At 71.3% G+C, this 23993-nt stretch carries 18 protein-coding genes and 1 pseudogene; 9 read left to right on the top strand and 10 right to left on the bottom strand.

The features are described from left to right. Positions 1–552 (bottom strand): annotated as a pseudogene (locus D7V88_RS44520) (OmpA family protein); the annotation flags it as partial. Positions 553–636: 84 nt separating this feature from the next. After that, the gene (locus D7V88_RS20275) at positions 637–3219 is read right to left on the bottom strand and encodes a GAF domain-containing protein (RefSeq protein ID WP_120542299.1); all 2583 of its coding nucleotides are present in this window, start codon (positions 3217–3219) and stop codon (positions 637–639) included. A gap of 201 nt (positions 3220–3420) precedes the next feature. Here D7V88_RS20275 and D7V88_RS20270 point away from each other — a divergent pair, with 201 nt between their 5' ends. Next, a complete protein-coding gene (locus D7V88_RS20270) occupies positions 3421–4269 on the top strand; it encodes an HAD family hydrolase (RefSeq protein WP_120542298.1) in 849 nt (282 codons plus the stop codon). Positions 4270–4404: 135 nt separating this feature from the next. Here the strand turns inward: D7V88_RS20270 and atpA are convergent, their stop codons facing one another. From atpA to atpH, 3 genes are all read right to left on the bottom strand, one after another. Further along, on the bottom strand, positions 4405–5952 hold the full coding sequence (atpA, locus tag D7V88_RS20265) for a F0F1 ATP synthase subunit alpha (protein ID WP_120542297.1): 1548 nt from the start codon (positions 5950–5952) through the stop codon (positions 4405–4407). Between the two features lie 291 nt (positions 5953–6243). Then, complete coding sequence (locus D7V88_RS20260) at positions 6244–7749, bottom strand: PAS domain-containing sensor histidine kinase (RefSeq protein ID WP_120542296.1); 1506 nt, start codon at positions 7747–7749, stop codon at positions 6244–6246. A gap of 148 nt (positions 7750–7897) precedes the next feature. Beyond that, positions 7898–8440, bottom strand: a complete 543-nt coding sequence (gene atpH, locus D7V88_RS20255) for an ATP synthase F1 subunit delta (RefSeq protein WP_120542295.1) — start codon at positions 8438–8440, stop codon at positions 7898–7900. A gap of 208 nt (positions 8441–8648) precedes the next feature. Here atpH and D7V88_RS20250 point away from each other — a divergent pair, with 208 nt between their 5' ends. The 4 genes from D7V88_RS20250 (at position 8649) to D7V88_RS20235 (ending at position 15498) form a co-directional block, all read left to right on the top strand. Then, positions 8649–10475, top strand: a complete 1827-nt coding sequence (locus tag D7V88_RS20250; protein WP_120542294.1) for an Hsp70 family protein — start codon at positions 8649–8651, stop codon at positions 10473–10475. Positions 10476–10568: 93 nt separating this feature from the next. After that, positions 10569–11741, top strand: a complete 1173-nt coding sequence (locus D7V88_RS20245; RefSeq protein ID WP_244238271.1) for a TIGR02266 family protein — start codon at positions 10569–10571, stop codon at positions 11739–11741. A 126-nt stretch (positions 11742–11867) separates the two neighbouring features. Next, a complete protein-coding gene (locus tag D7V88_RS20240) occupies positions 11868–14009 on the top strand; it encodes a beta-propeller domain-containing protein (protein WP_120542293.1) in 2142 nt (713 codons plus the stop codon). 85 nt (positions 14010–14094) lie between these two features. Further along, positions 14095–15498, top strand: a complete 1404-nt coding sequence (locus D7V88_RS20235; RefSeq protein ID WP_120542292.1) for an MATE family efflux transporter — start codon at positions 14095–14097, stop codon at positions 15496–15498. 31 nt (positions 15499–15529) lie between these two features. Here the strand turns inward: D7V88_RS20235 and D7V88_RS20230 are convergent, their stop codons facing one another. Genes D7V88_RS20230 through D7V88_RS20220 form a run of 3 tightly spaced genes read right to left on the bottom strand, consistent with a single transcriptional unit; the run spans position 15530 to position 17635 of the window. Next, positions 15530–16243, bottom strand: a complete 714-nt coding sequence (locus D7V88_RS20230; RefSeq protein ID WP_120542291.1) for an esterase family protein — start codon at positions 16241–16243, stop codon at positions 15530–15532. Positions 16244–16290: 47 nt separating this feature from the next. After that, on the bottom strand, positions 16291–17022 hold the full coding sequence (locus tag D7V88_RS20225; protein ID WP_120542290.1) for a YqiA/YcfP family alpha/beta fold hydrolase: 732 nt from the start codon (positions 17020–17022) through the stop codon (positions 16291–16293). 19 nt (positions 17023–17041) lie between these two features. Beyond that, a complete protein-coding gene (locus tag D7V88_RS20220) occupies positions 17042–17635 on the bottom strand; it encodes a hypothetical protein (protein WP_120542289.1) in 594 nt (197 codons plus the stop codon). A 112-nt stretch (positions 17636–17747) separates the two neighbouring features. Here D7V88_RS20220 and D7V88_RS20215 point away from each other — a divergent pair, with 112 nt between their 5' ends. Next, positions 17748–18899, top strand: a complete 1152-nt coding sequence (locus D7V88_RS20215; protein ID WP_120542288.1) for an AAA family ATPase — start codon at positions 17748–17750, stop codon at positions 18897–18899. Positions 18900–18905: 6 nt separating this feature from the next. Here the strand turns inward: D7V88_RS20215 and D7V88_RS20210 are convergent, their stop codons facing one another. After that, the gene (locus D7V88_RS20210; RefSeq protein WP_120542287.1) at positions 18906–19409 is read right to left on the bottom strand and encodes a serine/threonine protein kinase; all 504 of its coding nucleotides are present in this window, start codon (positions 19407–19409) and stop codon (positions 18906–18908) included. Positions 19410–19421: 12 nt separating this feature from the next. Beyond that, complete coding sequence (locus D7V88_RS20205; RefSeq protein WP_120542286.1) at positions 19422–20330, bottom strand: DUF2381 family protein; 909 nt, start codon at positions 20328–20330, stop codon at positions 19422–19424. Between the two features lie 253 nt (positions 20331–20583). Between D7V88_RS20205 and D7V88_RS20200 the strand changes: the two genes are divergently transcribed. From D7V88_RS20200 to D7V88_RS20190, 3 genes are all read left to right on the top strand, one after another. Further along, on the top strand, positions 20584–21045 hold the full coding sequence (locus D7V88_RS20200) for a bpX5 domain-containing protein (protein WP_120542285.1): 462 nt from the start codon (positions 20584–20586) through the stop codon (positions 21043–21045). After that, positions 21042–22847 carry a hypothetical protein gene (locus D7V88_RS20195; protein WP_120542284.1) on the top strand — a complete coding sequence of 602 codons (1806 nt, stop codon included), beginning with the start codon at positions 21042–21044 and terminating at the stop codon, positions 22845–22847. The genes D7V88_RS20200 and D7V88_RS20195 overlap by 4 nt, the downstream gene beginning before the upstream one ends. Next, positions 22844–23993, top strand: a 1150-nt coding sequence (locus D7V88_RS20190; RefSeq protein WP_279636056.1) for a bpX6 domain-containing protein, incomplete at its 3' end; no start/stop codon positions are given. The genes D7V88_RS20195 and D7V88_RS20190, both read left to right, overlap by 4 nt.

Here is a 23993-nt window from a genome sequence, read left to right as displayed (position 1 = left end):
CACCTCGTCCGTGTGGGCCTCCACCGCCACGCGGTGGTCGCCAAGCGCGCCCTGGAACACGCTCGCGGACTGCTTCAACAGGCGGGCTCCCTCGGGCGTGAGCTGCGTGCTGGCGGGCGAGAAGAGGAGCCGCTCGGACACCTCCATGCGCAGCGCGTCGTCCTCCAGGTCCAGCGTCACGTCTCCCGCGGCGAGCGCGTCCTTCAGCGCCGAGCCCAGCGTCGCGAGCGCCGCCTCGCGCCGCGTGTGCTGCTCCTCCGCGTTCCGGGCCTGGAGTCGGGCCGCGGCGCTGCCCCACTCCGCGGTCTGCTGCTGGCGCTCCAGCGCGCGCAGCCGGCGCTCCATGGCCTGCCGCAGCGTCTGCAATTGCGCGACGTGGGCTTCGGACTCGGTGGCCTCGCGCTCCAGTTGCGCGCTCCGGGCCTCCAGCGCCTGGAGCGAGCGCGAGCCCAGCCACGCGCCCCCGGAGGCCACCGTCACCCCGACGGCCAGCAGCCCCCAGGGCAGCCACCGCCAGCGTCCACGCGCTGCTTCGGTCCGGACGTCGTCCATGCCCCCAAGGGTAATGGTGTCCCCGGGGTGGGCGGCAAGGTGGGCACCGTGCGACACCCCCTGTCCGCTTCGGCCCGGGGCCGCTCAGGACGGTTTCTTCCACCGGGGCAGGTGCAGCACGAAGCGCGAGCCCGGTCCGCCATCCGTCGGTGGCTCCACGGAGAGGTCGCCGCCGTGCGCGCGGGCGAGCTGGCGGGAGATGTAGAGGCCCAGGCCCATGCTGGCGCGCGCGTGCTTGCCGGTGGCCCGGGCGAAGCGCTCGAAGATGTGCTCGCGCGCCTCGGGGGGGATGCCGGGGCCCCAGTCCCGCACGACGATGAGGGCCCGGTCTCCGTCGCGCTCCACGTGCAGCTCCACCGGGAGGCCCGGGGCGTACTTCATCGCGTTGGTGAGCAGGTTCATCAGCACCTGCTCCACGCGGGGCCGGTCCGCCATCGCCACCACGGGCGCGTCCGCGTGCACCACCGCCACGCAGCCCGCGGTGGCCAGCGCCTCCTCCATGCGCGCCACCAGCCCGTGCACCAGCGAGGACAGCTCCACCGCGCCCAATTCCAGCGCCATCTGCCCGGTGCCCAGCCGCGCCACGTCGAACAGGTGCGCCACCAGCCGCGTCAGCCGGTCCGCCTGCCGCAGGGCCCCCGCGAGTCCCTGACCCAGCCGCTCGGCTTCCTCCGACGGCTGCTTTTCCAGCGTGCGCTGGAGGGAGGCGAGCTGCAGGTGCAGCGCGGACAGCGGCGTGCGCAGCTCATGCGTCGCCACCGCCACGAACTCGTCGCGCGCGGCGACGGCCTGCTCCGCTTGCCGGTACAGCCGCGCGTTGTCCACCGCGAGCGCGGCGCGCCACGCCAGGTCCTCCAGCGACGCCAGGTCGCGCGTGCTGAAGCGCCGCGTGGGTGAACACGACGCGGCGCTGATGAGGCCCAGCGTGCGCCCGCGCGCCATCAGCGGAACGATCATCACCGAGCGCGGCTTCAACTTCTCCAGGATGTCCCGGTGCTCGTCGTTGAGCGCGAAGCCCTGCATCGCGGAGTCGTCCACCTCGGCCACCAGCTCCGAGCGGCCCGTCTCCAGCACCCGGCGCAGCGTCGTGTTGGCGCCGGGCGGGGGCGCGAACGCCATGGACCGCTCCAACTGGTCCTGGAGGACCTCCTCCCGGGCCTGGCGCTCCACGCGCTCCAGGTGCTCGCCGTCCTCGGCCAGCATGTCCACCAGGCAGTAGTCCGCAAGCTGAGCCACCACCAGCTCCGCCACGTTGCGCACCGTGGTGCGCCAGTCCAGCGACGTGGCCAGCCGCGTGGTCGCGTCCGTGAGGAAGCGCAGGTGCTTCTCCATGCGGCGCTGTTCGGTGACCTCGCGCACGATGCCGCCCACGCCCAGCAGCTCCATGCCGGAGCGCACGGGGAAGTACGTGGCCAGGAAGGTGCGAGGCTCCGGGCCGGCGACGTACTCCACCGGGTCGTCCATCACGGCGACTTCCGTCGCCAGCACCCGGCCCAGCAGGTCCTCGATGGGCGCGCCCGCTTCACCCATCAGCTCGCGGGGCGTGCGGCCCAGGTGCTTCTCCAGCGGGATGCCGTTGTTCTCCGCGACGACGCTGTTGACCCGCATGTAGCGCAGGCTCGTGTTCACGAAGCCCATGCCCACGGGCGACGCGGCGAAGAAGGCCTCCAGCAGCGCGGCGGTGGCGTCGCGCTCGCGCAGGGCGCTTCGGGCCTCGCGGTACAGCCGGGCGCTCTCCACCGCCAGCGCGGCCCGGCGCGCGAACTCCGTGGCGTACGCCAGGTCGCGCCGGGTGTAGCGGCGCGCGGGGGACGCGGAGACCAGGTTGATGAGGCCGAAGCGGCGCTCGCCCACCGCCAGGGGCAGCAGCATGGTGGAGCGCGGCTCCAACTCCTCCATCACGCGCCGGTGTTCGGGCGAGCGCGCCAGCAGGTCCAGGAACTCGCCGGAGATGTCGGACACGAGCACGGGCCTGCCCTGCGCGAACACGCGGGCGAGCGGCGTGTCCGTGCCGGACTCCGGCGGGAAGGGCATGAGCTGATCAAGGAGGGCCTGCTTGCGCGGATCCTTCGCGGTGGCGGCCAGCCGGTGCAGGGCGCCGTCGGTGTCCAGCACGTCCACCATGCAGTAGTCCGCCCACTCCAGCGTGGCCAGTCGCGCCACGGCCCGGAGCGTCGTCTCCCAGTCCAGGGATTCGGCCAGCAGGCGGCTTGCCTCGCTGACGAAGAACTCCGCGCGCTCGGTGGCCTTGCGCTCGGTGATGTCCACGTTGACGTTCACCGCGCCCAGCATGTCGCCGGCCTCCGTGTAGAGGGGCGCGGAGGAGTTGAGGATGGTGCGCCGCGCGCCGCCGCTGGCGACGATGTCCACCTCCTCGTTGGAGATGGTCTTGCGCGTGCGCAGCGTGCGCGCCGTGGCCCACTCCTCCCCGCGCAGCCGTCGGCCGTTGCTGGGCCAGTACGCTTCGAAGAGGCCGTAGCGCTCCAGGCCCATCTCCTCCAGGGCGCGGGTGCCCCACAGCGCGCTCGCGGCGGCGTTGGCCGCGAGCAGGCGTCCGGCCGTGTCCACGATGATCACCCCCACGGGCAGCAGTTGCAGCACCGTGCGCAGCCATTCGTGCCGCACGGGCGTGGACTCCCCCAGAAAGGTGCCGGTCGGCTCGGACATGGGCGCGGAGCCCCCCTCCCCCGCGGGAGGTTGTAGGGTGGGAGTGGCAGGGGCCCTGGACCACCCGACCCCGGTACGAGCCGGCTTTCCGGGAGTTGGCACGCATCCCCGCCCTGGAGCAGGGGAGGGGGCTTGATTCGCGGCCGCCGACGGGGCGTCATTCGGGGTTTTCCTTCACGGCCGTGTTTCAAGGACAGGTGGATGGCGATTGCGTGCGTAGTGCTGGATTTCGATGGGACCTTCACGGATGTGCTGGCGGAGGGCGCGCCCTTCCTGACGCACTTCCAGCAGGCGCTGTACCGGGTGCTGGGGCAGGACGCGACGGCCGCCTGGGACGAGGAAGTGGCCGCGCTGCATGAGGGCGTGGACCAGTACGGCTGGGAGGTCGGGGGCCGCATCGTGGCGCCGGCCACCGCGGATCCGTACCTGACGGCCACGTGCACCGCGCACCGGCTGCTCCAGCGCTTCGGCCGGGGGCAGGACGAGGCCGCGCGCACGGACACGGTGCAGACGCTGTACCGCGACGCGTACCGGCACTCGGCCACGGCCTTCAAGGAAGAGGCGAAGGAGGTGCTGGAGGCGCTGCTCGCCACGGGCCTGCCCATCAACGTGGTGACCAACGCGCACACGGAGCTGGTGGAGGCGAAGCTCACCCGGCTGGCGCCGAAGGGCCGCGAGCGGCTGACGGTGTTCGGCGACGCGCGCAAGTTCACGCTGGAGGACGCGGAGCCCAGGGACGCGCGCTTCGACGCGCTGCCCGAAGCGCTGAAGCTGGACGGCGTGCTGGGCCGGCCGGTGTACCTGCGGCGCGGGCGCTACTTCGCCGCGCTCAAGCGCATCTGGGACGCCACCCACACGGGCCCGGAGTCCACGCTGGTCGCGGGCGACATCTACGAGCTGGACCTGGCGATGCCCGCCGCGCTGGGCGCGCACGTGCAACTGGTGGAGCGCGCCAACGTGCTGCCCTACGAGCGCGCGGCGGTGGAGCGCCTGGGCGTGCGCGGCGGCGTGGACAAGAGCCTGCGCGCCATCCTGCCCCGGCTGCGCTGAAGGGCCGTAGCGCCGGGCCCCGGGACGTCCGGGGCTCCGGAGCCTCGGCGGGGCAAACGAAAAGCCCCGCCTCCCCGTGAGGGGAGGGCGGGGCCGTTCGCACTGCACCGCGCGTGGGGCGCGAGAAGCTTGAAGCTAGACCTTGGCGCCAGCGGTCGGCTGGAACATGTCGTTGAACTCGGTGAGCGCCTTGTTGATGGCCGCCTTGATGTCGCCGGTCAGCTCGCGCTTGGCGACGAGGTCCTGGACGATGTTCGGGTACTTGCCGTCCACGAACTCCAGCATCTCCTTCATCCAGCGGACCACGTCCGTCACGGGCACCTGGCGGATCCACCCGCGCTTGCCCGCGTCGTCCTTGTTCGTCGCCGCGTAGATCTGGATGACCTGACGCTCGACGGACAGGGGCTCGTACTGGCCCTGCTTGAGCAGCTCCACCATGCGGGCGCCGCGCGCCAGCGTCTCCTGCGTCGCCTTGTCCAGGTCGGAGCCGAACTGGGAGAAGGCGGCCAGCTCGCGGTACTGCGCGAGCTCCAGCTTCATGGAGCCGGCGACCTGCTTCATCGCCTTGATCTGCGCCGCGGAACCGACGCGCGACACGGAGAGACCGACGTTGATGGCCGGGCGGACGCCGGAGTTGAAGAGGTCCGTCTCCAGGAAGATCTGCCCGTCGGTGATGGAGATGACGTTCGTCGGGATGTAGGCGGACAAGTCACCGGCCTGCGTCTCGATGATGGGCAGCGCCGTGAGGGAGCCCGCGCCCTCCTCGTCGGACAGCTTCGCGGCGCGCTCCAGCAGGCGGCTGTGGATGTAGAACACGTCGCCCGGGTACGCCTCGCGGCCCGGCGGGCGGCGCAGGAGCAGGGAGAGCTGGCGGTACGCCACGGCCTGCTTGGACAGGTCGTCGTACACGATGAGGCCGTGCATCTTGTTGTCGCGGTAGTACTCGCCGATGGCGACGCCCGCGTACGGGGCGAAGTACTGCATGGGCGCCGGGTCGGACGCGTTCGCCGCGACGACCGTCGTGTACTCCATGGCGCCGTGGCGGGTCAGCTTCTCCACCACCTGCGCGACGGTGGACTGCTTCTGCCCGATGGCGACGTAGACGCAGTAAACGCCCAGGCCCTTCTGGCTGATGATGGCGTCGATGGCGACGGCCGTCTTGCCCGTCTGGCGGTCACCGATGATGAGCTCGCGCTGACCGCGGCCCACCGGCACCAGCGCGTCCAGCGCCTTGATGCCCGTCTGCAGGGGCTCGTGCACGGACTTGCGCTGCACGATGCCGGGCGCCTTCACTTCCAGGCGGCGGTGCTCGGTGGCCTCGATGGGGCCCTTGCCGTCCACCGGAACGCCCAGGGCGTTCACCACGCGGCCCAGCAGGGCCTTGCCCACCGGCACGGAGGCGATCTGCCCGGTGCGCTTCACCACGTCGCCTTCACGGATGTCCTTGAACTCACCCATGATGGCGATACCGACGTTGTCCTCTTCCAGGTTGAGGACCAGGCCCTGCACGCCGTTGGCGAACTCCACCAACTCACCCGCCAGCGCACCCTCCAGGCCGTACACGCGGGCGATACCGTCGCCCACGGACAGCACGGTGCCGGTCTCGGCGACGGTGACCTTCTTGCCGTAGTCCTTGATCTGCTCCCGGATGATTCTGCTGATCTCGTCGGCGCGGATTTCCATGAGCGTCTTGCGTCCTTGCGGAGGGGGCGGCCGGAAACGGGGAGGGCCGCCACGAATCTTGATGTACCGGGTGGCCCCCTATCACGCTCCCAGCCCCCATCGCAACGCGCACGCCACCCGTCGCATCGCCGTCCCGGCCACCCCGTTATCGCGGATGTTAGCGGACCCGGCCGGACCCCGTTCCAGTCGTTGGAACACGTGGGAATCCGGCCCCCTGGACCCCACCTGTCCTGGCGGGCGACTCGCGGGCTCGCGCGCCCGGTCGCCCGGCGGCTGGGACGACGGGCGGCTTCAGGAGCCGGACTGCTGGGAACCGCCCGTCCGGGGCAGCCACACGATGAAGCGGGTGCCGTCCGTCGCCCCCGACTCCACGGAGATGCGGCCCCCGTGGGCCAGGGCAATCTGTCGGGCGATGTAGAGCGACAGCCCCAGGCCGTCCGTGTCCCCGCCGCCGCCGCCGCCGTTGGCTGGCGGGCAGCGCCGGAAGGGCTCGAAGAGGGTGGCGTGGTTCTCCGGCGACACCCGGCAGCCCGGGTCGTGCACCTGGAGGGTGACGCCCTCCGAGCTGCCCTGGAGCAGGAGCGCCACCGTCGACGTCACGGGGCCGTGGTACAGGGCATTGCCCACGAGCGTATCCATCAACTGGGTGAGCCGCCCCCCGTCCCAGGTGCCCCTCAGGTCGCCCGCGGCCGTCAGGCGCAGCTCCCGGGTGGGGTGGGCCTGGCGCCGGTCCGCCATCACCTGCTCCGCCAACTGCCCCAGGTGCACGGACGTGGCTTGCAGCGGCAGGCCCCCGGACAGCCGGGCGCGGGTGAAGTCCAGCAACTGGTGGATCATCCGCTCCACCCGGCGCACGCCCTGGCCTACCCGCCCTACCTGCTCCGTCAGGGCCTCCGGCATCTGCGCAGCGTGTTGGAGGGCGAGCACGTCGCGCTGGAGGGGCTGGAGCTGCGCCTTGAGGTCCTGGCCCACCACGCCCAGGAACTGCTCGCGGAAGTGCTCCATGCGCGCCAGGCGCTCCTCGGCGGACTTGCGGCTGCTGACGTCCCACACCGCGGCGAGCCGCACCGCGCGGCCCTGGAAGGTGGCCGGACGACCCATCACCTCCACGGGGATGCGCCGGCCGTCGCGGTGGACGATGGCCACCTCATAGGGGGCCTCCACGCCGCGCTCCATCGCGTCGCGCGCGGGGACGCGGAACTCCGGGGCCACGCATTCGATGACGTTGCGGCCGATCAACTCCGCCGTCTCGTAGTGCCCCAGGAGCCGCGCCAGCCCCGGGCTGATGTCCAGGAACTGCCCGCGGTCGTGGAAGAAGTACCCGTCACAGGAGATCTCCACGATGCTGCGCATGTGCTCCTCGCTCGCGCGCAGCGCCGCCTCCTCGCGCAGGCGCGCCGAGTTGTCGCGCAGCAGCACCAGCACACCCGCCGACGCCGGAGCCGCCGGCATCGCGCTCACTGTCAGGTGGCGCAGCGTGCCCACCTCGCCGAAGCGCCCCGACACCAGCTCCTCCGCCACGCGCTCGCCTGACTGCGCCCGGCCCACCAACGGCGCCAGCGACGGCGCGAGCCCCGGCCACGCTTCCGTCAGGAGTCGCCCCACGGAGTGCGCCGCCGGCCGGCCGCACAGCGACGCCAGCAGGTCGTTCATCCAGAGGAGGCGGGAGTCCGCGCCCACCAGCGCCACCCCCCAACCCGGCGCGTTCAGCAACGCGGTCAGGAAGGGCCAGGACTCCTCGGGAACCCCTGAGGACGGAAGGGCTCCAGGAAGTCGGTGGAACACGGGCTGCGGCATGGGCGGGTCGTCTCGGAAAACGCGGGCTTGTCCGCGTTGACGAGAAGTATACCCATTCCCAGGGCCGGCGGGAAATACGGGTTTGACTAGGACTACGGGACAACACGGCCAACCTGGGACGTTGGCCGTTGGAGGCAGGAAGGCGGGCTTACTTCAGCGCGCGGCGCATCTGCTCCATCTGGGAGCGCAGGGTGCCGTCGTAGAGGGTGCCGCCCACCTGGGCGGACACGCCGCCGAGCAGGGAGGGGTCCACGCGGGTCTCCAGCACGACGTTGCGCTGGGTGAGCTGCTGGAGCGACTGCTGAAGCTGGCTGACGGCGTCGGCGGACAGGGGCACCGCGCTGGTGACCTGACCCCGGACGCGGCCCGCGCGGGCATCCGCCATGTCGCGGTAGAGCCGGGCGATGTCGGGCAGGTAGCCCAGGCGGTTGCGGTCCACCAGCAGCCGCAGCGCGTTGGCGAGCGCGGGGTCGGCGGGGGAGGGCAGCGCCTTGAGGACGGCCTCCACCACGTCGCTGCGCTGGGCGCGGCTGTAGGCGGGGTTGAGCAGCACGTCCGACAGTTCGGGGCTGTGCCCGACCACGTCGGCGAAGGCGTTGAGCTGCTCCGCGACGAGGTCGGTGCGGTTGCCTTCCGCTGCGACGTCGAGGATGGCGCGGGCGTAGCGGCGGGCGATGGAGACGTTCACCATGACGCTGGCGCCCTTAGCATGGGGCGTCCCCCACGGCAATCCTGCCGACCTTCCGGGTCCCGGTGGCCGCAAGGGCGCCTGCGGGGTCTCATTCATTGAACGTCGGTGTCGCCCCGAAAGGCGGGTCAGCGCTCGCAAGGTGACGCCCAGGTAGCAAGAGGGCTTGGCGGAATGGGGGGTGGGCCCGTAGCGTGCGGCTCCTCGCCCCATGCAAGAACCCGTCATCGGCATCGACCTGGGCACCACCAACAGCGTCGTGGCGACCGTGGAAGACGGACGTCCGCGGCTCATCCCCTCGCGCGCGGGAGGCCGCCTCACGCCCTCCGTGGTGGGGCTCACCCGGGCGGGCGACCGCGTGGTGGGGCAACCCGCCCAGGCCCTGGCGGAGGAACAACCTGACGCGGTGGTGTGGGCCACCAAGCGCTTCCTGGGCCGCCGGTACACGCCGGAGTTGGTGCAGCAGGCGAAGACGATGGTGCCCTACCCCCTGGTGGCTGGCCCTTCAGGCGACGTGCGCGTGAAGCTGGCGGGCCGGGTGCTGCCCACCACGCAGATCTCCGCCTTCATCCTGGGCGAGCTGCGCCTGGACGCGCAGGCCCACTTCGGGCGCGACGTGCGCAAGTGCGTCATCACGGTTCCCGCCAACTTCGACGACAACCAGCGCCAGGCCACGCGTGAGGCGGCGAGCATCGCGGGGCTGGAGGTGGTGCGGCTGGTCAACGAGCCCACCGCGGCGGCGCTGGCGTACGGCCTGTCGCGAGGCTTCGAAGGCAGCGCGCTGGTGTTCGACCTGGGCGGCGGCACCTTCGACGTGTCCATCCTGGACGTGAAGGCGGGCGTCTTCGAGGTGAAGGCCACCGGCGGCGACCACGCGCTCGGGGGCGAGGACTTCGATCAGCGCATCGTCCAGTGGCTGCTGGCCCAGGTGGAGGATGACTTCCAGGACGCTGTCTCCAAGGACGCGCAGTCGCTGCGCCGCCTGAAGGTCGCGGCGGAGGCCGCCAAGCGCGAGCTCACCGAAAGGGACGAGGCCAGCATCTTTGTCACCGGCCTGGGCGACCACACCGCGGGCGTGAAGCGCTTCACCGAAATCAACACCGCACTCACGCGCTCCTTCTTCGAGACCCTCTCCGAGCCCCTGTCGCGCCGGTGCCTGGAGGTCTGCAAGAGCGTGATGGCCGAGGCGAAGATGGATCCGCGCTCGGTGGACGTGGTGCTGCTGGTGGGCGGCATGACGCGCGTGCCGCTGGTGCGCCGGCTGGTGGCGGACTTCTTCGGCCGCGCGCCGTCCACGGACGTGCACCCGGACGAAGCCGTGGCGCTGGGCGCCGCGGTGCAGGCGGATGAGCTGCTGCGGCAGTCCGGGCAGGCGCTGCTGTTGGACGTGGCCAGCCAGAGCCTGGGTGTGGGCGTGATGGGCGGACGCGTGAAGCGCCTCATCCCCCGCAACACGGGCGTGCCGGTGGTGGCGCGCGACATCTTCTTCCCGGGCACCTCCGGCCAGGCCGAGGCGCGCATCCCCGTGTACCAGGGGGAGAGCGAGTTCCAGGACGAGAACCACAAGCTGGGCGAGGTGGTCCTCAAGAACCTGCACGTCGCCGCGCGCGGGGAGACGCCCCTGGAGGTCGTCTTCGAATTGTCCGGCGAAGGCACGCTGTCCGTGAAGGCCACCGACCTCACCTCCGGCAACATGGAGGTGGTGCGCCTGGAGGCCCGCGCGAGCCTGCCGCAGGGCGAGGCGGAGAAGCTGGGCCAGGAGCAGATGAACTACGCCCAGGCCCAGGGCGTGGTGGACGCGCGCAAGGCGGAGGAGACCTTCCGCAAGCTGCTGGAGCGCGGGGAGAAGCTGGCCCGCCTGCTCCAGAAGAGCGCCAAGGAGAACCCCAGCCCGGAAGCCGACACCGCCGTGGGCACCGTGCAGCAGCTCCTGGTGGGCGGCAAGGACGCGCTGGCCGCGGGAGACGCCGCGCAGTGCGCCCAGATTGCCCGCCAGCTCACGAAGCTTCTGTCCGGTCGCGCGGAACCCCGGGGCTGATGTCCCACGCCACGCGGAAAAGGCGTCCACCAGCGCACGTTGACGCGCGGGGTGCATGGTGACTTTCCCGGAGTCCGCCTATCTCCGGGAGTCATGATGAACCCCGGAATTTCTCCGCGTCCGAGAGACCTGGTCTTCGTGGTGGATGACTCGCGGACGGCGCGGGACGTGATTCGGCTGCACCTGTCGCGCATGAGCTGCGACGTGGTGGGGCTGGAGGGGGCGGAGGCGTGCCTCGCGGAGCTCCAGCAGCGGGTGCCGGCGCTCATCCTGATGGACCTGCATCTGGAGAAGCTCCAGGGGGACGAGGCGTGCCGGGCGGTGAAGGCGCACGCGGCCGGACGCAACGTGCCGGTGGTGATGTTCACCGCCGCGGACGAGCCCCATGAGGTGATGCACTGCGGGCGCGCGGGCGCGGACGACTTCCTGCCCAAGCCGGTGTGCCAGGAGGCGCTGGCGGCGAAGGTGGCTGCGGTGCGGCTGGCCCGGGAGCGCGCCTGGACGGGCCCTCCGCGCGGGCGCGGCGTGCTGCTGGTGGAGGGCGGCCGCTTCCTGCACACCTTCCTGGGCGGAGCGCTGGAGCACGAGGGGCTGCACGTGCTCTACGCGAAGGACCTGGAGGACGCGGGCGCGCAGGCGGTGGCCCATGGGGAGCGGCTGGACGGCTTCGTCGTGGACGTGTCGCGGCTGCCCCGTGAGGCCCTGGCCCTGGCCACGCGCCTGCGGGAGCTGTACCCGCGCAAGCCGCTGGTGCTGATGTCGCGGGTGGAGGAGTCGCAGGACGTGCTCGCGCGGGCGCAGGAGCTGTGCGGCGCGCCGCTCTTGGAGAAGCGGCAGCTTGGCGCGGACGAGCTCTTGGGGCGGGTGCTCGCGCGCCTGTCTCCGTCCACCGTGCCGCTCAGGGCCGCGGAGCGCGTGCCCTTCTTCACGGTGGTGGAGTTCTCCACCCCGGGCGGGCCCACGCTCAGCGGCTTCAGCCATGACGCCAGCCCCCAGGGCCTCTTCGTGCGCACGCTCACGCCCGCGCGCGAAGGCGCCCGGCTGTCGCTGCGCCTGGTGATGGCCGGCCAGCGCACCCCGTGCGAGGCGCAGGCGGTGGTGGCGTGGTCCAACCCGCCCGGTCCGGGCGGCGCCTTCCGTTCCCAGACGGGCATGGGCCTCAAGCTGGAGGGGATGGACGCGCAGCTTCAGCAGCGCTTCGTGCGCTTCATGCCCCAGACCCTCGGTTTTCCCACCGCGGGCACCGTGCGCGCCTCAGGTTTCTGAGAGCGGCACGGGCCCGGGCTGGCCCCGCAAACCCTCGCAATCGCAGGTTCGCGCCAGGGATTCCGCCCTGGCACGGGCGTGGCAATGCACCACGCCCCGCGAAGCTTTCGAGGGAGGGACCCAAGCATGCATTGGACGCGTTTCGGAGGAGTGGGACTCACGCTGCTGGTGGTGGGGTGCGGCGGCGACAAGGCGGCCCCGGTGGGCAATGAGCCCGTGCAGCAGTCGCTGCGGCTGGAGGAGTTCGCCGCGTGCGAGGACCTGGAGAAGTACATCGAGGACACCGCGTCCAAGCAGATGCGCGCGACCCTGGAGCAGCAGAAACCTGGCTTCTGGGAGCGGTTCGGTCGCAACCGCGGCGTCGACATGGGCAACCCTCCTCCCATGGCCGAAGGGGACGCCTCGTCGGGCGGTGGCAGCCCGTCGCCTTCCCAGGGCCCGAAGGACAGCACCGGCACGAACAACCAGGTGGAGGGCGTGCACGAGTCGGACTTCGTGCAGAACGACGGCACGCGCATCTTCGTGTTGTCGGGCAACCGCCTCTACGCGCACCGCTCGTGGCCCGCGGAGCAGTTGACGCTGGCGGGCTCGCTGCAAGTGGAGGGCTGGCCCCGGGAGATGCTGCTGGATGAGCACCAGCGGCTGGTCATCGTCTCGCAGGTGCGCCTGGGCCTGCCGGGCAAGCCGTCCAGCGGGGGCTACTACGTGGGCGACGGCGCGCCGACGCCGATGATCGACTGCGCCGGCTTCGGCTTCAGTTGTGGCTACTACGGTGGCGACAGCACCAAGGTCACGACGGTGGACGTGTCGGACGTGGCGAACCCCACGGTGGTGGATCAGGTGTACATGCCGGGCGTCTTCACGCAGGCGCGCCGCGTGGACAGCTCCGTGCGCCTCGTGCTGTCGGACACCTTCCGCTGGCCGGAGGGCGTGCAGTCCTGGGTGAACTACACGGAGGAGCTCGCCAGGGACGAGGACAAGCTGGAGAAGGCCATCGACGAGCGGATCGCGCTCAACGAGAAGCTCATCCGCGAGAACACGCTGGCCGAGTGGCTGCCCGCGGGCAAGCACGTGGACGCGGCGGGCGTGTCGACGTCGCTGCCGGTGTCGTGCGGTGACTTCTACCGGAGCAACGCGCCGTCCGCGCTGGGCTTCGTGACGGTGGCCTCGCTGGACCTGGACGCGCAGTCGGCGGCGCCGGGGCGCACCAGCCTGGTGGCGGAGCCGGGCACGGTGTACGCGTCGAAGGATTCGCTCTACCTGACGCACTCGCATTACTGGTGGTGGCCGGAGCCGGGGCAGAAGGACTTCACCTACGTGCACAAGTTCGACACCCGTCAGCCGGGCCGCGCGGTGTACGCGGGCTCCGGCACGGTGGAGGGCGTGCCCGTCAACCAGTTCGCCCTGGATGAATACAAAGACGTGCTGCGGCTGGCCACCACGGTGACCACGCGCCTGCCCGAGGAGGAGCATGAGGACTGGTGGTGGGGCCGCACGACGACGGCGAGCCGCGTGACGACGATGGGCGTGAAGGACGGACGGCTGAAGGAGCTGGGCCGCAGCGCGGACCTGGCCGAAGGCGAGCGCATCTACAGCGCGCGCTTCGTGGGCTCGCGGGGCTACATCGTCACGTTCCTCCAGGTGGATCCGCTCTTCACCTTCGACCTGACCGACCCGGCGAACCCGCACAAGGTGGGTGAGCTGAAGGTGCCCGGCTTCTCCACGTACCTGCACCCGGTAGGCGAGAACCACCTGCTGACGATGGGCGTGCACACCGACGCGAACGGCGGCTGCTGCGGGGAGCGTTCGCTGAAGCTGTCGCTCTTCGACGTCAGCGACATGGCGAACCCGAAGGAGGCCTTCACGCAACTGGTCGGCACCGCCTACGGCTGGAGCGAAGCCCTCTACGAGCACAAGGCCTTCAACTACTTCCCGGCCAAGGGCCTGGTCGCCATCCCCTTCACGGACTACGCGCCCCGGGGCTACTACGGCGATGACTATTGGAACAGCTTCCGCACGGAGCTGCGCGTGTTCCGCGTGGACCTGGCCGCTGGCATCTCCCCGGTGGGCGCGGTGAGCATGACGGACATGTTCCAGCGGGTGCAGACGCCGGACTGGAGCTGGTACTACACGCCGGACGTGCGCCGCAGCGTGATGGCGGACGACTACGTGTATGCCATCAGCGACGCGGGCGTGCGCGTGGCGAAGGTGAACAGCCTCCAGACGCCGCTGGTCACGACGCGCTTCCCCAAGGTCGTCAACCCCTGACGTAGAGGGGCGGTCAGGCGGGGAGGGGAGGCGCGTCCATCGTTCGGGCAGCGCAATCCCCTCCCGAAGAGGCTATAGGCCCGCCATGCCGCCCGATGCCCCCGAGCCGTCCGTGTCGTCGTCCCACTCGGTCAGGAACCGGGGGGAGTTGCGCGCCCTGCTCGGGCTGGCCCTGCCCCTGTGCATCGCGCAGGCGGGCCAGTCGCTCATGGGGCTCGTGGACACGCTCATCGTCGGCCGGGCCGGCACGTCCGCGCTGGCGGCGGTGGGCCTGAGCCACAGCCTGTTCTTCGCCGTCAGCAGCTTCGGCATGGGGCTGATGATGGGCGTGGACCCGCTGGTGTCGCAGGCCATTGGCGCTCGCAATCCGCTGCGCGCGCGCGACGTGCTCTGGCAGGGCATCTGGCTGTCCGCGTTCGTGGGGCTGGTGCTGTGGGCGGTGCTCATCACCGTGCCGGCCGGATTGCCGTGGGTGGGCGTGGCCGAGGAGCAGATCGTCCAGGTGCGTGCCTTCCTGCACTTCCGCGCGCCCAGCCTGCCGCTGATGCTCATCTTCCTCACGGTGCGTGCGTACCTCCAGGCCATCGGGACTCCCCGGCCGCTGGTGGTGTCCACCGTGGTGGCCAACATCCTGAACCTCCTGATGGTGCCGCTGTTCGTCTTCGGCGGCGCGTCGCTGCCCACGTGGGCAGGGCCCCTCACGCACGTGCCGGCGATGGGCGCGGCGGGCGCGGCGCTGTCCACGCTCTTGTGCACGGCGCTGGAGGTGCTCATCGTGGCGCGGGCGGTGGCTGGGATTCCCGTGCCGGGCAGGCCGTCCCTGAAGCCTGCGCTCGCGGACCAACTGCGCGCGTTCCGGGTGGGTCTGCCCATTGGTCTGCACATCGCGGCGGAGGTGGGTGTCTTCGCGCTGGCGGGCGTGCTGGCCGCGCGGTTGGGGCCTGCGAGCGTGGGCGCGCATCAGATCGCCATCTCCTTCGCGAGCCTCACCTTCACCATGGCGCTGGGCATCGGCAACGCGGGCAGCGTGCGGGTGGGCTGGGCGGTGGGCGCGCATGACACGCCGCAGGCCCGGCGAAGCGGGCTGATGGCCTTCGCCACCGGCGCGGTGGTGATGTCGCTGAGCGGGCTGGTGTTCGCGCTCTTCCCGGAGGGGCTGGCGCGGCTGGCGGGTGCTCCGCCGGAGGTGCTGCCGCTGCTACTGCCGCTGCTCATGGTGAGCGCCATCTTCCAGGTGTTCGACGGCGTGCAGGGCGTGGGCGCGGGCGTGCTGCGCGGCGCGGGCCACACGCGCTTCACCTTCCTGGCGAACATCGTGGGCCACTACGCGGTGGGCCTGCCCCTGACGCTGCTCCTGAGCTTCGGCCTGGGCATGGGCGTGCTGGGCATCTGGTGGGGCCTGTGCGCGGGCCTCATCTTCGTGGCGCTGGCCGTGCTCTGGCGCTTCTGGCGCGTGAGCGCGGGCACGCTGCGGCCCCTGGAGCAATAGTCGCGGGGGCCGCTTCGCGGGCGGCGGTGCTTCAGGCCGGCAGGTACTGGCGGATCATCTGCCGCCACACGGGCCAGTCGTGGGTGCCGCCGTTCCAGATGGACAGGTCGTTGCGGATGTCCTTCTGCCAGAGCAGCTTGGACAGGTGCTCGTTGGAGGGGCGGCAGAAGTCGTGCTCGCCCACGGCCAGGGTCATCTCCACGCGGCGCAGGGCGTTCAGGCGCCCGGTGTCATGCAGGCCGGGCAGCCACTGGGGCGCGGTGTGGAAGTACACCTGTTCGTCGTGGTGGCCGTCCAGGAAGTCCTCCGTCTCGAACTTGCCGCCCATGGAGATGAGGCGCTGGAAGACGTGCGGGTGGCGCAGGCCCACGTTGTACGTGTGGAACCCGCCCAGGCTGCACCCGGCGAGCGTGAGACGGCCTCCGGAGGCGCGCCCGCGCACGAGCGGGACCACTTCGTTGACGAGGTAGTCCTCCCACTGGGCATGGCGGGCCACGCGCACGGCCGGGGCGACGTCCTTGTTGTACCAGGACTCCTCATCCACCGAGTCCACGCACACCACGACGTAGCGGCCCGCGGAGATGCAGTCCGACAAGGCGCTGATGAGGCCGAAGTCCTCGGCCTGGTAGAAGCGGCCCTTGCTGGTGGGGACCAGGATGATGGGCTCGCCCGAGTGCCCATACAGCAGCACATCCATGTCCCGGTTCAGCCGCTGGCTGTACCAACGGTGGTATTCGCGGTTCATGGCCGCCACATTAGCCGGGGCCTCCGGAACGCAAGCGCGGCGGGGCTTCAGTCGCGCGCCGGTCCGTTGGCAGTGAACACCTGCCGGGTGTCCTCCCCACCTCTCCATGGCGCGAGGAAGGCATCCGCCTCCTTCGCGATGCGCTCCAGGGAAGCGGTCAGCTCATGGCCGTCGTCCACCTCCACCAGCCGGACGTGGCGTTTGCCCTGGGCCCACTCGCGCGAGTAGCGCACGTCGCAGGTGTCGTCCCGGCGCCCGTGGACGATGAGCGTGGGCACTCGAACGTCGGGCCAGACGCCCCGGGCAGCGTCCATCGCCTGGGCCTCCTCCACGATGCCGTGGTGCACGCGCGTGCGGCGCTTCTCCGCGTGGTCGTCCGTTTCGAGGAAGCCCTCGCGCTGCCACTGGGACCAGCCCTCCGCCCCCATGCGGCGCTGGAGCTGCTCCACGAAGTGGAACGCGGGCGCGAGCAGCACCAGCGCTCCCACGCGGGGCTCCCGTTCCGCGGTGCGCGCGGCGACGAGCCCACCCAGGCTGGAGCCGATGAGCACGGCCCTCTCGTGCGGTGCTCCCAGCGCGTCGCGCACGGTGGCGAGCATGGCGTTCAGGCTCAGGTGTTCCATGGACGGCACGCGCAGGTTGAGACGCTCCAGGGGGATGCCCTGCTTCGCCCAGTGCGCGTCCAACCAGACGCCCTTGGTGGAGGCGGGGCCGGAGGCGAAGCCGTGCAGGTACAGCCAGCGGGGACCTGACGTGGGGACGGGGGGCGGCGCGTTCATGGGCGCGCACTGTACCCGCTCAAAAGCGCAGCACGGGTCCGGCGGTGATGCTCTGGAGCGGCTTGGCGCAGGTGCTGTTGTCCGCATCCTTGGTGAACTTGAGGTCGCAGAACTGGAGGGCGGTGGCGATGGAGATGCCCCAGTGGTCGCCGAACCAGCCGTCCAGGCCCACGCGGAAGGCCATGCTGGTGACGTCGAAGTCCTCGCGGCGCAGCTCACCCAGGCTGTTGGGGGTGAAGGGCTTCGCCCAGCTCTTCGCCAGCCGCGCGCCCAGCCACGGCGTCACCGGCTTGTCGCCGAGGAAGCGCAGGCGGGCCTCGATGCCCACGGCGGTGTAGTCCAACTGCACGCGGCTCATCTGGGACGGGTTCTGGGCCTGCGCGAACTGCTGGCCCCAGGTCTGGGTCGTTTCGAAGACGGCGCCCAGGGACAGGCCGGGAGGCGTCTCCACGCCCAGCCAGGCCTGCAACGTGGGGCCCTTGGCGCGCCAGTCGCTGAAATGGTCCAGGGTGACGCCCGCGCCCAGGGACGCGTAGGCGTGCCACCCTTGCGCTCCCGCTGGCCCCGCGCCCAGCACCGCCGCCAGCGCCAGCCACTTCCACTTCGTTTCCATCGCGCCACTGTATGCCGACGCGGGGACGTGGACAGGGCCTGCCCGGTCGCCCGGGTGTCGTTCCACAGGGGGTGGCTTCGCGGGGTGCGGGTGGCCGGCTAGGCTTGGGGGCATGTCCGGTACATTCGAGGTCGCGGCGGCCACCGTGCGCGACGCCCTCACCGACGCGGGTCGGGGGTTGGTGGAGCGCGAGGCGATGGTGGAGCTGGTGGCGCTGTCGGCGGTGGCGGGCGAACACCTGCTCGTCATCGGCCCGCCGGGCACGGCCAAGAGTGAAGCGGTGCGCCGGACGGCGCGCGCGCTGGGCGGCAGCTACTTCGAATACCTGCTGGGACGCTTCACGGAGCCGTCCGAAATCTTCGGGCCGGTGGACCTGCGCAAGCTGCGCGAGGGCGTGGTGGAGACGCAGACGTCCGGCATGCTGCCGGAGGCGGAGGTGGCCTTCCTGGACGAGGTGTTCCTGGGCTCCACCGCCATCCTCAACACGCTGCTGGGACTGCTCAACGAGCGCACCTTCCGGCGCGGGCACACGCGCATGCAGGTGCCGCTGCGCATCTGCGTGGGGGCTTCCAACGGACTGCCGGAGGACGACGCGCTGGCTGCGTTCTCCGACCGCTTCCTGGCGCGCATCTTCGTGGAGCCGGTGCCGGACTCGCGGCTGGAGGAGCTGCTCACGGGCGGCGCGTCGCTGTGGACGGACGCGGTGCCGCGCGTGGCTTCGTTGGAGGCGCTGGATGTGGTGACGGGCGTGGCGCGGGGGGCGGACCTGGGGCCGGTGCGGCCGCACCTGGCGCAGGCGCTGCGGACGCTGCGCGGCGCGGGCCTCGCGCTGTCGGACCGCCGGGCGGTGAAGGTGCAGCGGCTGGTGGCGGCGGCGGCGGCGCTGGCGGGACGGGCGACGCCGGGCGTGGCGGACCTGTGGCCGCTCGTCTACGCGGTGCCCACGAAGGAGGCGCAGGCGCTGGCGCGCGAGGTGCTGCGCGACGTGCTCTCCGCGTCGGAGAACCCGGCGCTGCCGGCCGCCGCGCTGGAGGCGAGCGCGGGGCCCCTGGCACGGGCCCAGCGCATCGCTCAGGCGGGGCAGGTGCTGTTGGAGACCCGGCCCGAGGACCCCGAGGGCCTGGCCGCGTGGCGGCTCAAGCTGGAGGGTGTGGCGCGGGAGATGGACGCGGGCTTCGCGCCGGAGGCACTGCCGGACGCGTTGCGCGCGCTGCGCGGTGAGGTCGCGGCGGTGCTGGGCGACGTGGGGGCGCTGGCTGCGTGACGGGGGCTAGCGGAACCCGTCGACGATGTAGACCGCCGCGCCCGAGAACTCCATGGTGGCCATTCCGGGCTTGGAGTCCTTCATCTTGCGCAACTGGCCTTTCGAGCTTCGCGCGACCGCGCAAAGGGGAAGCCTCTCGCGGTCGGGCGGCTTGGCCTCGTAGTAGCGGATGACGATCTGATTTCCGCCCGTCCAGATGCGGCCGTACAGCAGCGTCGCGGGATGCAGCGGCCCCAGGCTGTTGTTCAGCTCGCTTTCGATGGGGCCCTCGCGCAGGTACACGGGGCCGGTGTCCGTCTGGTTGACATCGAACTCCATCGTCGCCCCGTCGGACACCTCCAACCCCAGGATGCGCATCGTCTTCAAGGCTTCCTCCGGGCAGGCTTCAGGCTCTGGGGTCCCGTCGGAGCGCATGGCGACCTGACCCGGAATGGGCGCGGCGGTCGCGCAGCCAGTGAGGAAGCCCAACAGCAACAAGGAGCAGGAGCGAATCACGTGGGGAGGAGCCATGAATGAGAGGGTCTACTTGTGCGGGCCTGTCTCTTCCACCACGACCAATGCTTCCCTGAGACCGTCGTGACGGAAGAGTTCTAGGACGAGTTTTTCGGAGCCCTTCTTGAAGTCGAAGGTGCTCAGGTCGGCGACGACCGCGATGTTGCCCGAAGTGCCTGGGACGATCTCCGCTTGAGTCATCCGCAGAGCGAAGGGCCAGGCCTTTCCATTGGATTTGATCGACAGCCGGGCTTCCCCCAGGCGCCAGGGTGTCTTCGCCGTCTGATTCGTGATCTCGAACACGACAGCCGTCTTGCTGGGATGGATGTACCCCAGGATGTTCACGGCTCCGGTGTCGCAGGTGAACCGCCACGAACGGAATTTACGGAAGGGCGTCATCTCCACGGCGCCTTGACTCATGAGCGCCGCGAGCGCGTGGTCCACGGACGTCTCTTCCTGACGGAAGCGCTCGTTCTCTTCCTGCAACCGCTGCTCGCGGACGCGTGAGTCGGACAATCTTGAACGCACGGCTCCGGGACTTTCGCTGTCGAGAAAGACATTGAGCTGCTGGTCCACCCGTCCGTCCTCGGGGGCGGTGAGTGCGAAGGGGATCTCCGTCCCATCCTGCAACGTCACCCGTAGCAGGAGCGCATCCTCGGGCAGCAGGCCCTGACGCGGCATCAGCAGCACGGACTTCCCACCTGACACGACGGGTTCGAACCGCCCTTCCCACCCCAGCAACGCGGTCCGCGTCGGGTCCACGTCCTGGTCGAAGCGCAGCACCGTGGCGATGCGCGAGCCCACGTGGATGCGGGGCACTTCCTGCTGTGGATCGTCCGACAGGTAGACGTTGCGGACCAGGGGCTGCCGCTCCTGGGCGGTCGCCACCGTGGCCGTCAGGAGCAGGCCCAGCAAGAGGCTGTCGAGGCGCTTCCTCATGGGAATAGCAACCTAGCAGGTTCTCATGATTGGCAACTACCTTTCGGGGTAGGTCGTCGTCTCTGGATCCATGGGGTTTCGTGGGGTGTGGGGACGCGCTGGATTCAATGCGCGGCGCGGTCCCGTATCCGGCATAGGCCGGAGCTGACTAGACTGCGGGGGTGATTGACGGGCGTCGCGCCGGTTCAGCCGTGCGGGTCATTTCCTTGCTCCTGGCGCGGTGCCACCCGTCGTTGGGAGAAAGCCGGGCGTCATGAGGCCGCCGCCGGAGCCGGAGTTCGTCGTCGCGGGACTTCCCGTGCGCTGGCGTCCCAGGGCCCTGCCCCTGGAGCCCGTCGCCGTCGCCGGCCTGGGTTCGGTCGCGCGTGCACTGGGCGCACGGGCAGCACGGGCGGATGACGCGACGCTTGGGACCTGGAGCGGCGTCGCGGGCCCGGATGTGCTCGTGCTCCTGGGGAACGCTGAATCGCTACCGTGGGTAGAGGGCGTGGTGTACCTGGGACGCGATCCGCTCGCCCCCGGGCTCCTGCTGCCGTGCGCGCTAGAGCCGGAGGTGGCGGTGTCCCTGTTGGAGCGCGCGCTGCTCGCGGGGCAGGGGGATTCGCCGCTCGCCGTGCTGCCGGCTTCCGGGCAACTGGTGCCGGTGGGCGCGGCCCAGCGGGTCGTGCGCGCTTCGTTGCTGGCGTGGCTCGCGCCTCCGGAGGGCGTGGCGTGACCGCGCTTCCCCCCATCCTGCGCCCCTGGGCGGCGCAACTGTCCCTCTTCCCGGACGACCTCGCGCTCCATCTGGGACCGCACGTGGCGCGGCTGGCGGCGGCGTTGGGCGGGCTGCGGCCTCGCGGCGAGGCCGAGGGTGGCGAGCCCCAGGGTTATGACGGGCTTGCCCGCAGAGGGCCCTTCGAACGGCTGCTCGTCAGTGAATGGCTTTGGGCGCTGGAGGCTCCCGACGAGCTGGTGCGCCGCGCGGCGTTCGGGGAGCTGTCCTTCCTCAAGCCCGCGTTCCGGCAACCGCAAGGGGCACGGCGCACGGTGGTGCTGCTGGACGCGGGACCGGATCAACTGGGGCTGCCGCGCATCGCGCACCTCGCGCTGCTCGTCGTCCTCGCGCGCCGGGCCGAAGCCGCGGGCGCCGCGTTCACCTGGGGCGTGCTCCAGTCCTCGCCTGGATCCGAAACGCACACGGGCCTGGAGGTGCGCTCGCTCATGAGGTGGCTGGAGGCCCGCTCCATCGAACCCGCCACGGCGAACCACCTGGACGCGTGGCGCGTGGCGCTGGACCTCCATGTGTCACCCGGGGATGCGTGGCTGGTGGGCGCCCCTCGCCTGTCACGGCTCGCGGGCGCGGAAGGCATGTCCCGCATCGAGGTGTCCGAACCCCTGGAGCCCGGCGCGCACCGCCTCACGGTGGACGTGCGGCCCGCGGCCCAGGTCGCCCGGTCGGTGGTGCTGGAGCTTCCTCCGCCGGATGACTGCATCCGCCTTTTGCGCAACCCGTTCGAGCGCCCCAGGCCCGCGCCGGTGTGGACGCGCGCGGACCGGGGCCTGCGTGGCTTCGCCTTCTCCGGCGACGGTCGGCGCCTCTTGCTGCACCACGCGGACGGCAGTGTCGCGGCGATGGCGGTGCCCCATTCGCCTCGCGCCACCGTGCCCAAGCCCCGGCGCGTCCATGTCCCCGGAGGCCAGCGCGTCATCGCGGCAGGGTGGCGGTATTCGGGCGGACTGTTGGTGCTGGCGCGTCACGGCGACGACTACGTGATGCACGGGCAGGTGCGTACCTCGAAGGGGTTCCGCAAGGTTCGCTACGAGGCCCTGGAGGAGGAGGAGCGGCCGGATCCTCCTCCGGGCGCGCCGCCCCTGGTGCTCGTGAGCGGGTTGGATGGGAACGGGCAGGAACACCTCTGGATGAAGACCGCGGAGGATCATCTGGTCCACCTGCCGCCGCCGGGCCCGGGGGGGAGCCCGTTTTTCGGCTACGTGGCGGCGGAGGTCTCCGCGCTGGCCGAGGTCCGGTCCAAACCCGTCTACGTGGTCCGTCCCCAGAAGGTGTCGGAGAAGCTGTACGTCGCGCAGCTCGGGGTGCTGGACGAGACGCCGACCCGCATGGTGCCGCTCAACGCCCGGCATGGTGAGGCGTACTTCGGCTACTCGCCTTCCGGAGCCCATCCCGACGCGGGGCTGCTCGCGGTGCGCCATCAGGAAGAGAACTGGCGGCTGTTCCTGGACCTGGGCGTGACGCAGATCGTGGTGCCCTCGGCGTACCGGGTGGTGGGGGTGGTGCATCCGCCCGCGCCCTCGCCTCCGGGCGTGCTCGCGCTGGATCCGGACCGGCGCACGTTCCATTTCTTCTCGGAGCACGCGCCCCGGACGCTGGTGGCCGCCACGGACGACGTGGTGCAGGCGCATGCGAGCCACGGGCAGCCCGTGTTCGGCTGGCTGACGAAGAAGGGCGAGCTGGTGGTGTGGGACCTGATGGAGGCGACCGTCCTCTACCGCGCCGTCCCGGAGGCCACGCCGTGAGCGCCGGAGCAGGAGTCCTGCGTCCCCGGGCCCATGTGCACCGGGGGACGGTGGTGGCGGCGGCCTTCTGGTTCCATTCCGGAGCGCTGGGCGTGGTCGAGGCCCGCCGCCGCGTGCTGGCCGCCTGGAGGCCCGGGGCTTCCGTCTGGATGCTGTCCGGAGGCTATCTGCTGCGGTTGGCGACGCCCCTCAAGGTCGCCGTGGAGTCCGCGCCGGGACTGCCCCTGGTGCTGGAGTCCGGCGTGCTCACCAGCGCGCCGCTCACCCCGAAGGATCGCGAGCGATTGGCGCCGCCGCCGGGCGCCATCGTGCTGGTGCTCGCGGGGGCCGCGCGGCTGCACGTGCCGGGGGAAGCCCGACAGTTGGAGCCGGGGACGTGGTTGGACGTGTCCGGGTGGCAGCGGATGGCGGTGAAGGGATTGGGCGCGCCTCCCCTGGCCATGCAGCAGGTGCTGACGCCCCTGCCGCCGCCCACGCGCGAGTCGTTCGGACCCGGGGTGCCCGCGCTCGCGCCCGAGGCCGAACGGATGCTGGCGCGCATGGCGGGCAAGGAGCTCCCCGTCACTCGCCGGGAGGGACTGTTCGCGCGCTTGCGCAAGGCGTTCAGCGCACGGTCCGGGCAGGACTCCGAAGTCGTGACGGTGCGGCGTGAGGGGGTGTTCGCGCGCCTGCGCAAGGCGTTCGGTGCACGGTCCGAGGACCCTTCGGAAGTCACGACGGCGCGGGGCAGGGGAGCGCCCGGCGCGGCGTCTGGAGGCGCGATGACGGTGCGCCGCGCGGGCCTCTTCGCCCGCCTGCGCGAAGCCCTCTTCCCGGATGCCTCGGCCTCCGGTGGCGAGCGGGCTCCGGGCTCGGGGCCCGGGTTGTGGCAGCGCCTCTTTGGCACGGGCGCTTCGCCCGAAGCAGGCCTGACCCGCGCTGGGCAGGGCACGTCCTCCACCTCGCCCAAGGGACCCGGCTGGTTCGCCCGACTGCTGGCCGGAATGCGCGGAAGCGAAGGCGCGGCGGATCCGCACGGCTCGCGGCTCGCTGCCCCCACGCCACCGGCTTCCTCTTCGCCCCTGATGCGGGCCCTGCGCTCCTGGTTGCGGGCCTTCTCCGGCGCTTCGAGCGAAACGCCGGGAACCCCGAGCGAAGCCCCTGGGC

It is taken from the genome of Corallococcus terminator (assembly GCF_003611635.1).
In the GTDB taxonomy this organism is placed as follows: domain Bacteria; phylum Myxococcota; class Myxococcia; order Myxococcales; family Myxococcaceae; genus Corallococcus; species Corallococcus terminator.
The sequence above is the reverse complement of the archived record's forward strand: the minus strand, read 5'-3'. Positions and strand labels throughout refer to the sequence as shown.

Bases quoted from the DNA above. Each gene is read 5' to 3' on its own strand.
- D7V88_RS20275 (WP_120542299.1), bottom strand. From the start codon at position 3,219: ATGTCCGAGCCGACCGGCACCTTTCTGGGGGAGTCCACGCCCGTGCGG.
- D7V88_RS20270 (WP_120542298.1), top strand. From the start codon at position 3,421: ATGGCGATTGCGTGCGTAGTGCTGGATTTCGATGGGACCTTCACGGAT.
- atpA (WP_120542297.1), bottom strand. From the start codon at position 5,952: ATGGAAATCCGCGCCGACGAGATCAGCAGAATCATCCGGGAGCAGATC.
- D7V88_RS20260 (WP_120542296.1), bottom strand. From the start codon at position 7,749: ATGCCGCAGCCCGTGTTCCACCGACTTCCTGGAGCCCTTCCGTCCTCA.
- atpH (WP_120542295.1), bottom strand. From the start codon at position 8,440: ATGGTGAACGTCTCCATCGCCCGCCGCTACGCCCGCGCCATCCTCGAC.
- D7V88_RS20250 (WP_120542294.1), top strand. From the start codon at position 8,649: ATGCAAGAACCCGTCATCGGCATCGACCTGGGCACCACCAACAGCGTC.
- D7V88_RS20245 (WP_244238271.1), top strand. From the start codon at position 10,569: ATGATGAACCCCGGAATTTCTCCGCGTCCGAGAGACCTGGTCTTCGTG.
- D7V88_RS20240 (WP_120542293.1), top strand. From the start codon at position 11,868: ATGCATTGGACGCGTTTCGGAGGAGTGGGACTCACGCTGCTGGTGGTG.
- D7V88_RS20235 (WP_120542292.1), top strand. From the start codon at position 14,095: ATGCCGCCCGATGCCCCCGAGCCGTCCGTGTCGTCGTCCCACTCGGTC.
- D7V88_RS20230 (WP_120542291.1), bottom strand. From the start codon at position 16,243: ATGAACCGCGAATACCACCGTTGGTACAGCCAGCGGCTGAACCGGGAC.
- D7V88_RS20225 (WP_120542290.1), bottom strand. From the start codon at position 17,022: ATGAACGCGCCGCCCCCCGTCCCCACGTCAGGTCCCCGCTGGCTGTAC.
- D7V88_RS20220 (WP_120542289.1), bottom strand. From the start codon at position 17,635: ATGGAAACGAAGTGGAAGTGGCTGGCGCTGGCGGCGGTGCTGGGCGCG.
- D7V88_RS20215 (WP_120542288.1), top strand. From the start codon at position 17,748: ATGTCCGGTACATTCGAGGTCGCGGCGGCCACCGTGCGCGACGCCCTC.
- D7V88_RS20210 (WP_120542287.1), bottom strand. From the start codon at position 19,409: ATGGCTCCTCCCCACGTGATTCGCTCCTGCTCCTTGTTGCTGTTGGGC.
- D7V88_RS20205 (WP_120542286.1), bottom strand. From the start codon at position 20,330: ATGAGGAAGCGCCTCGACAGCCTCTTGCTGGGCCTGCTCCTGACGGCC.
- D7V88_RS20200 (WP_120542285.1), top strand. From the start codon at position 20,584: ATGAGGCCGCCGCCGGAGCCGGAGTTCGTCGTCGCGGGACTTCCCGTG.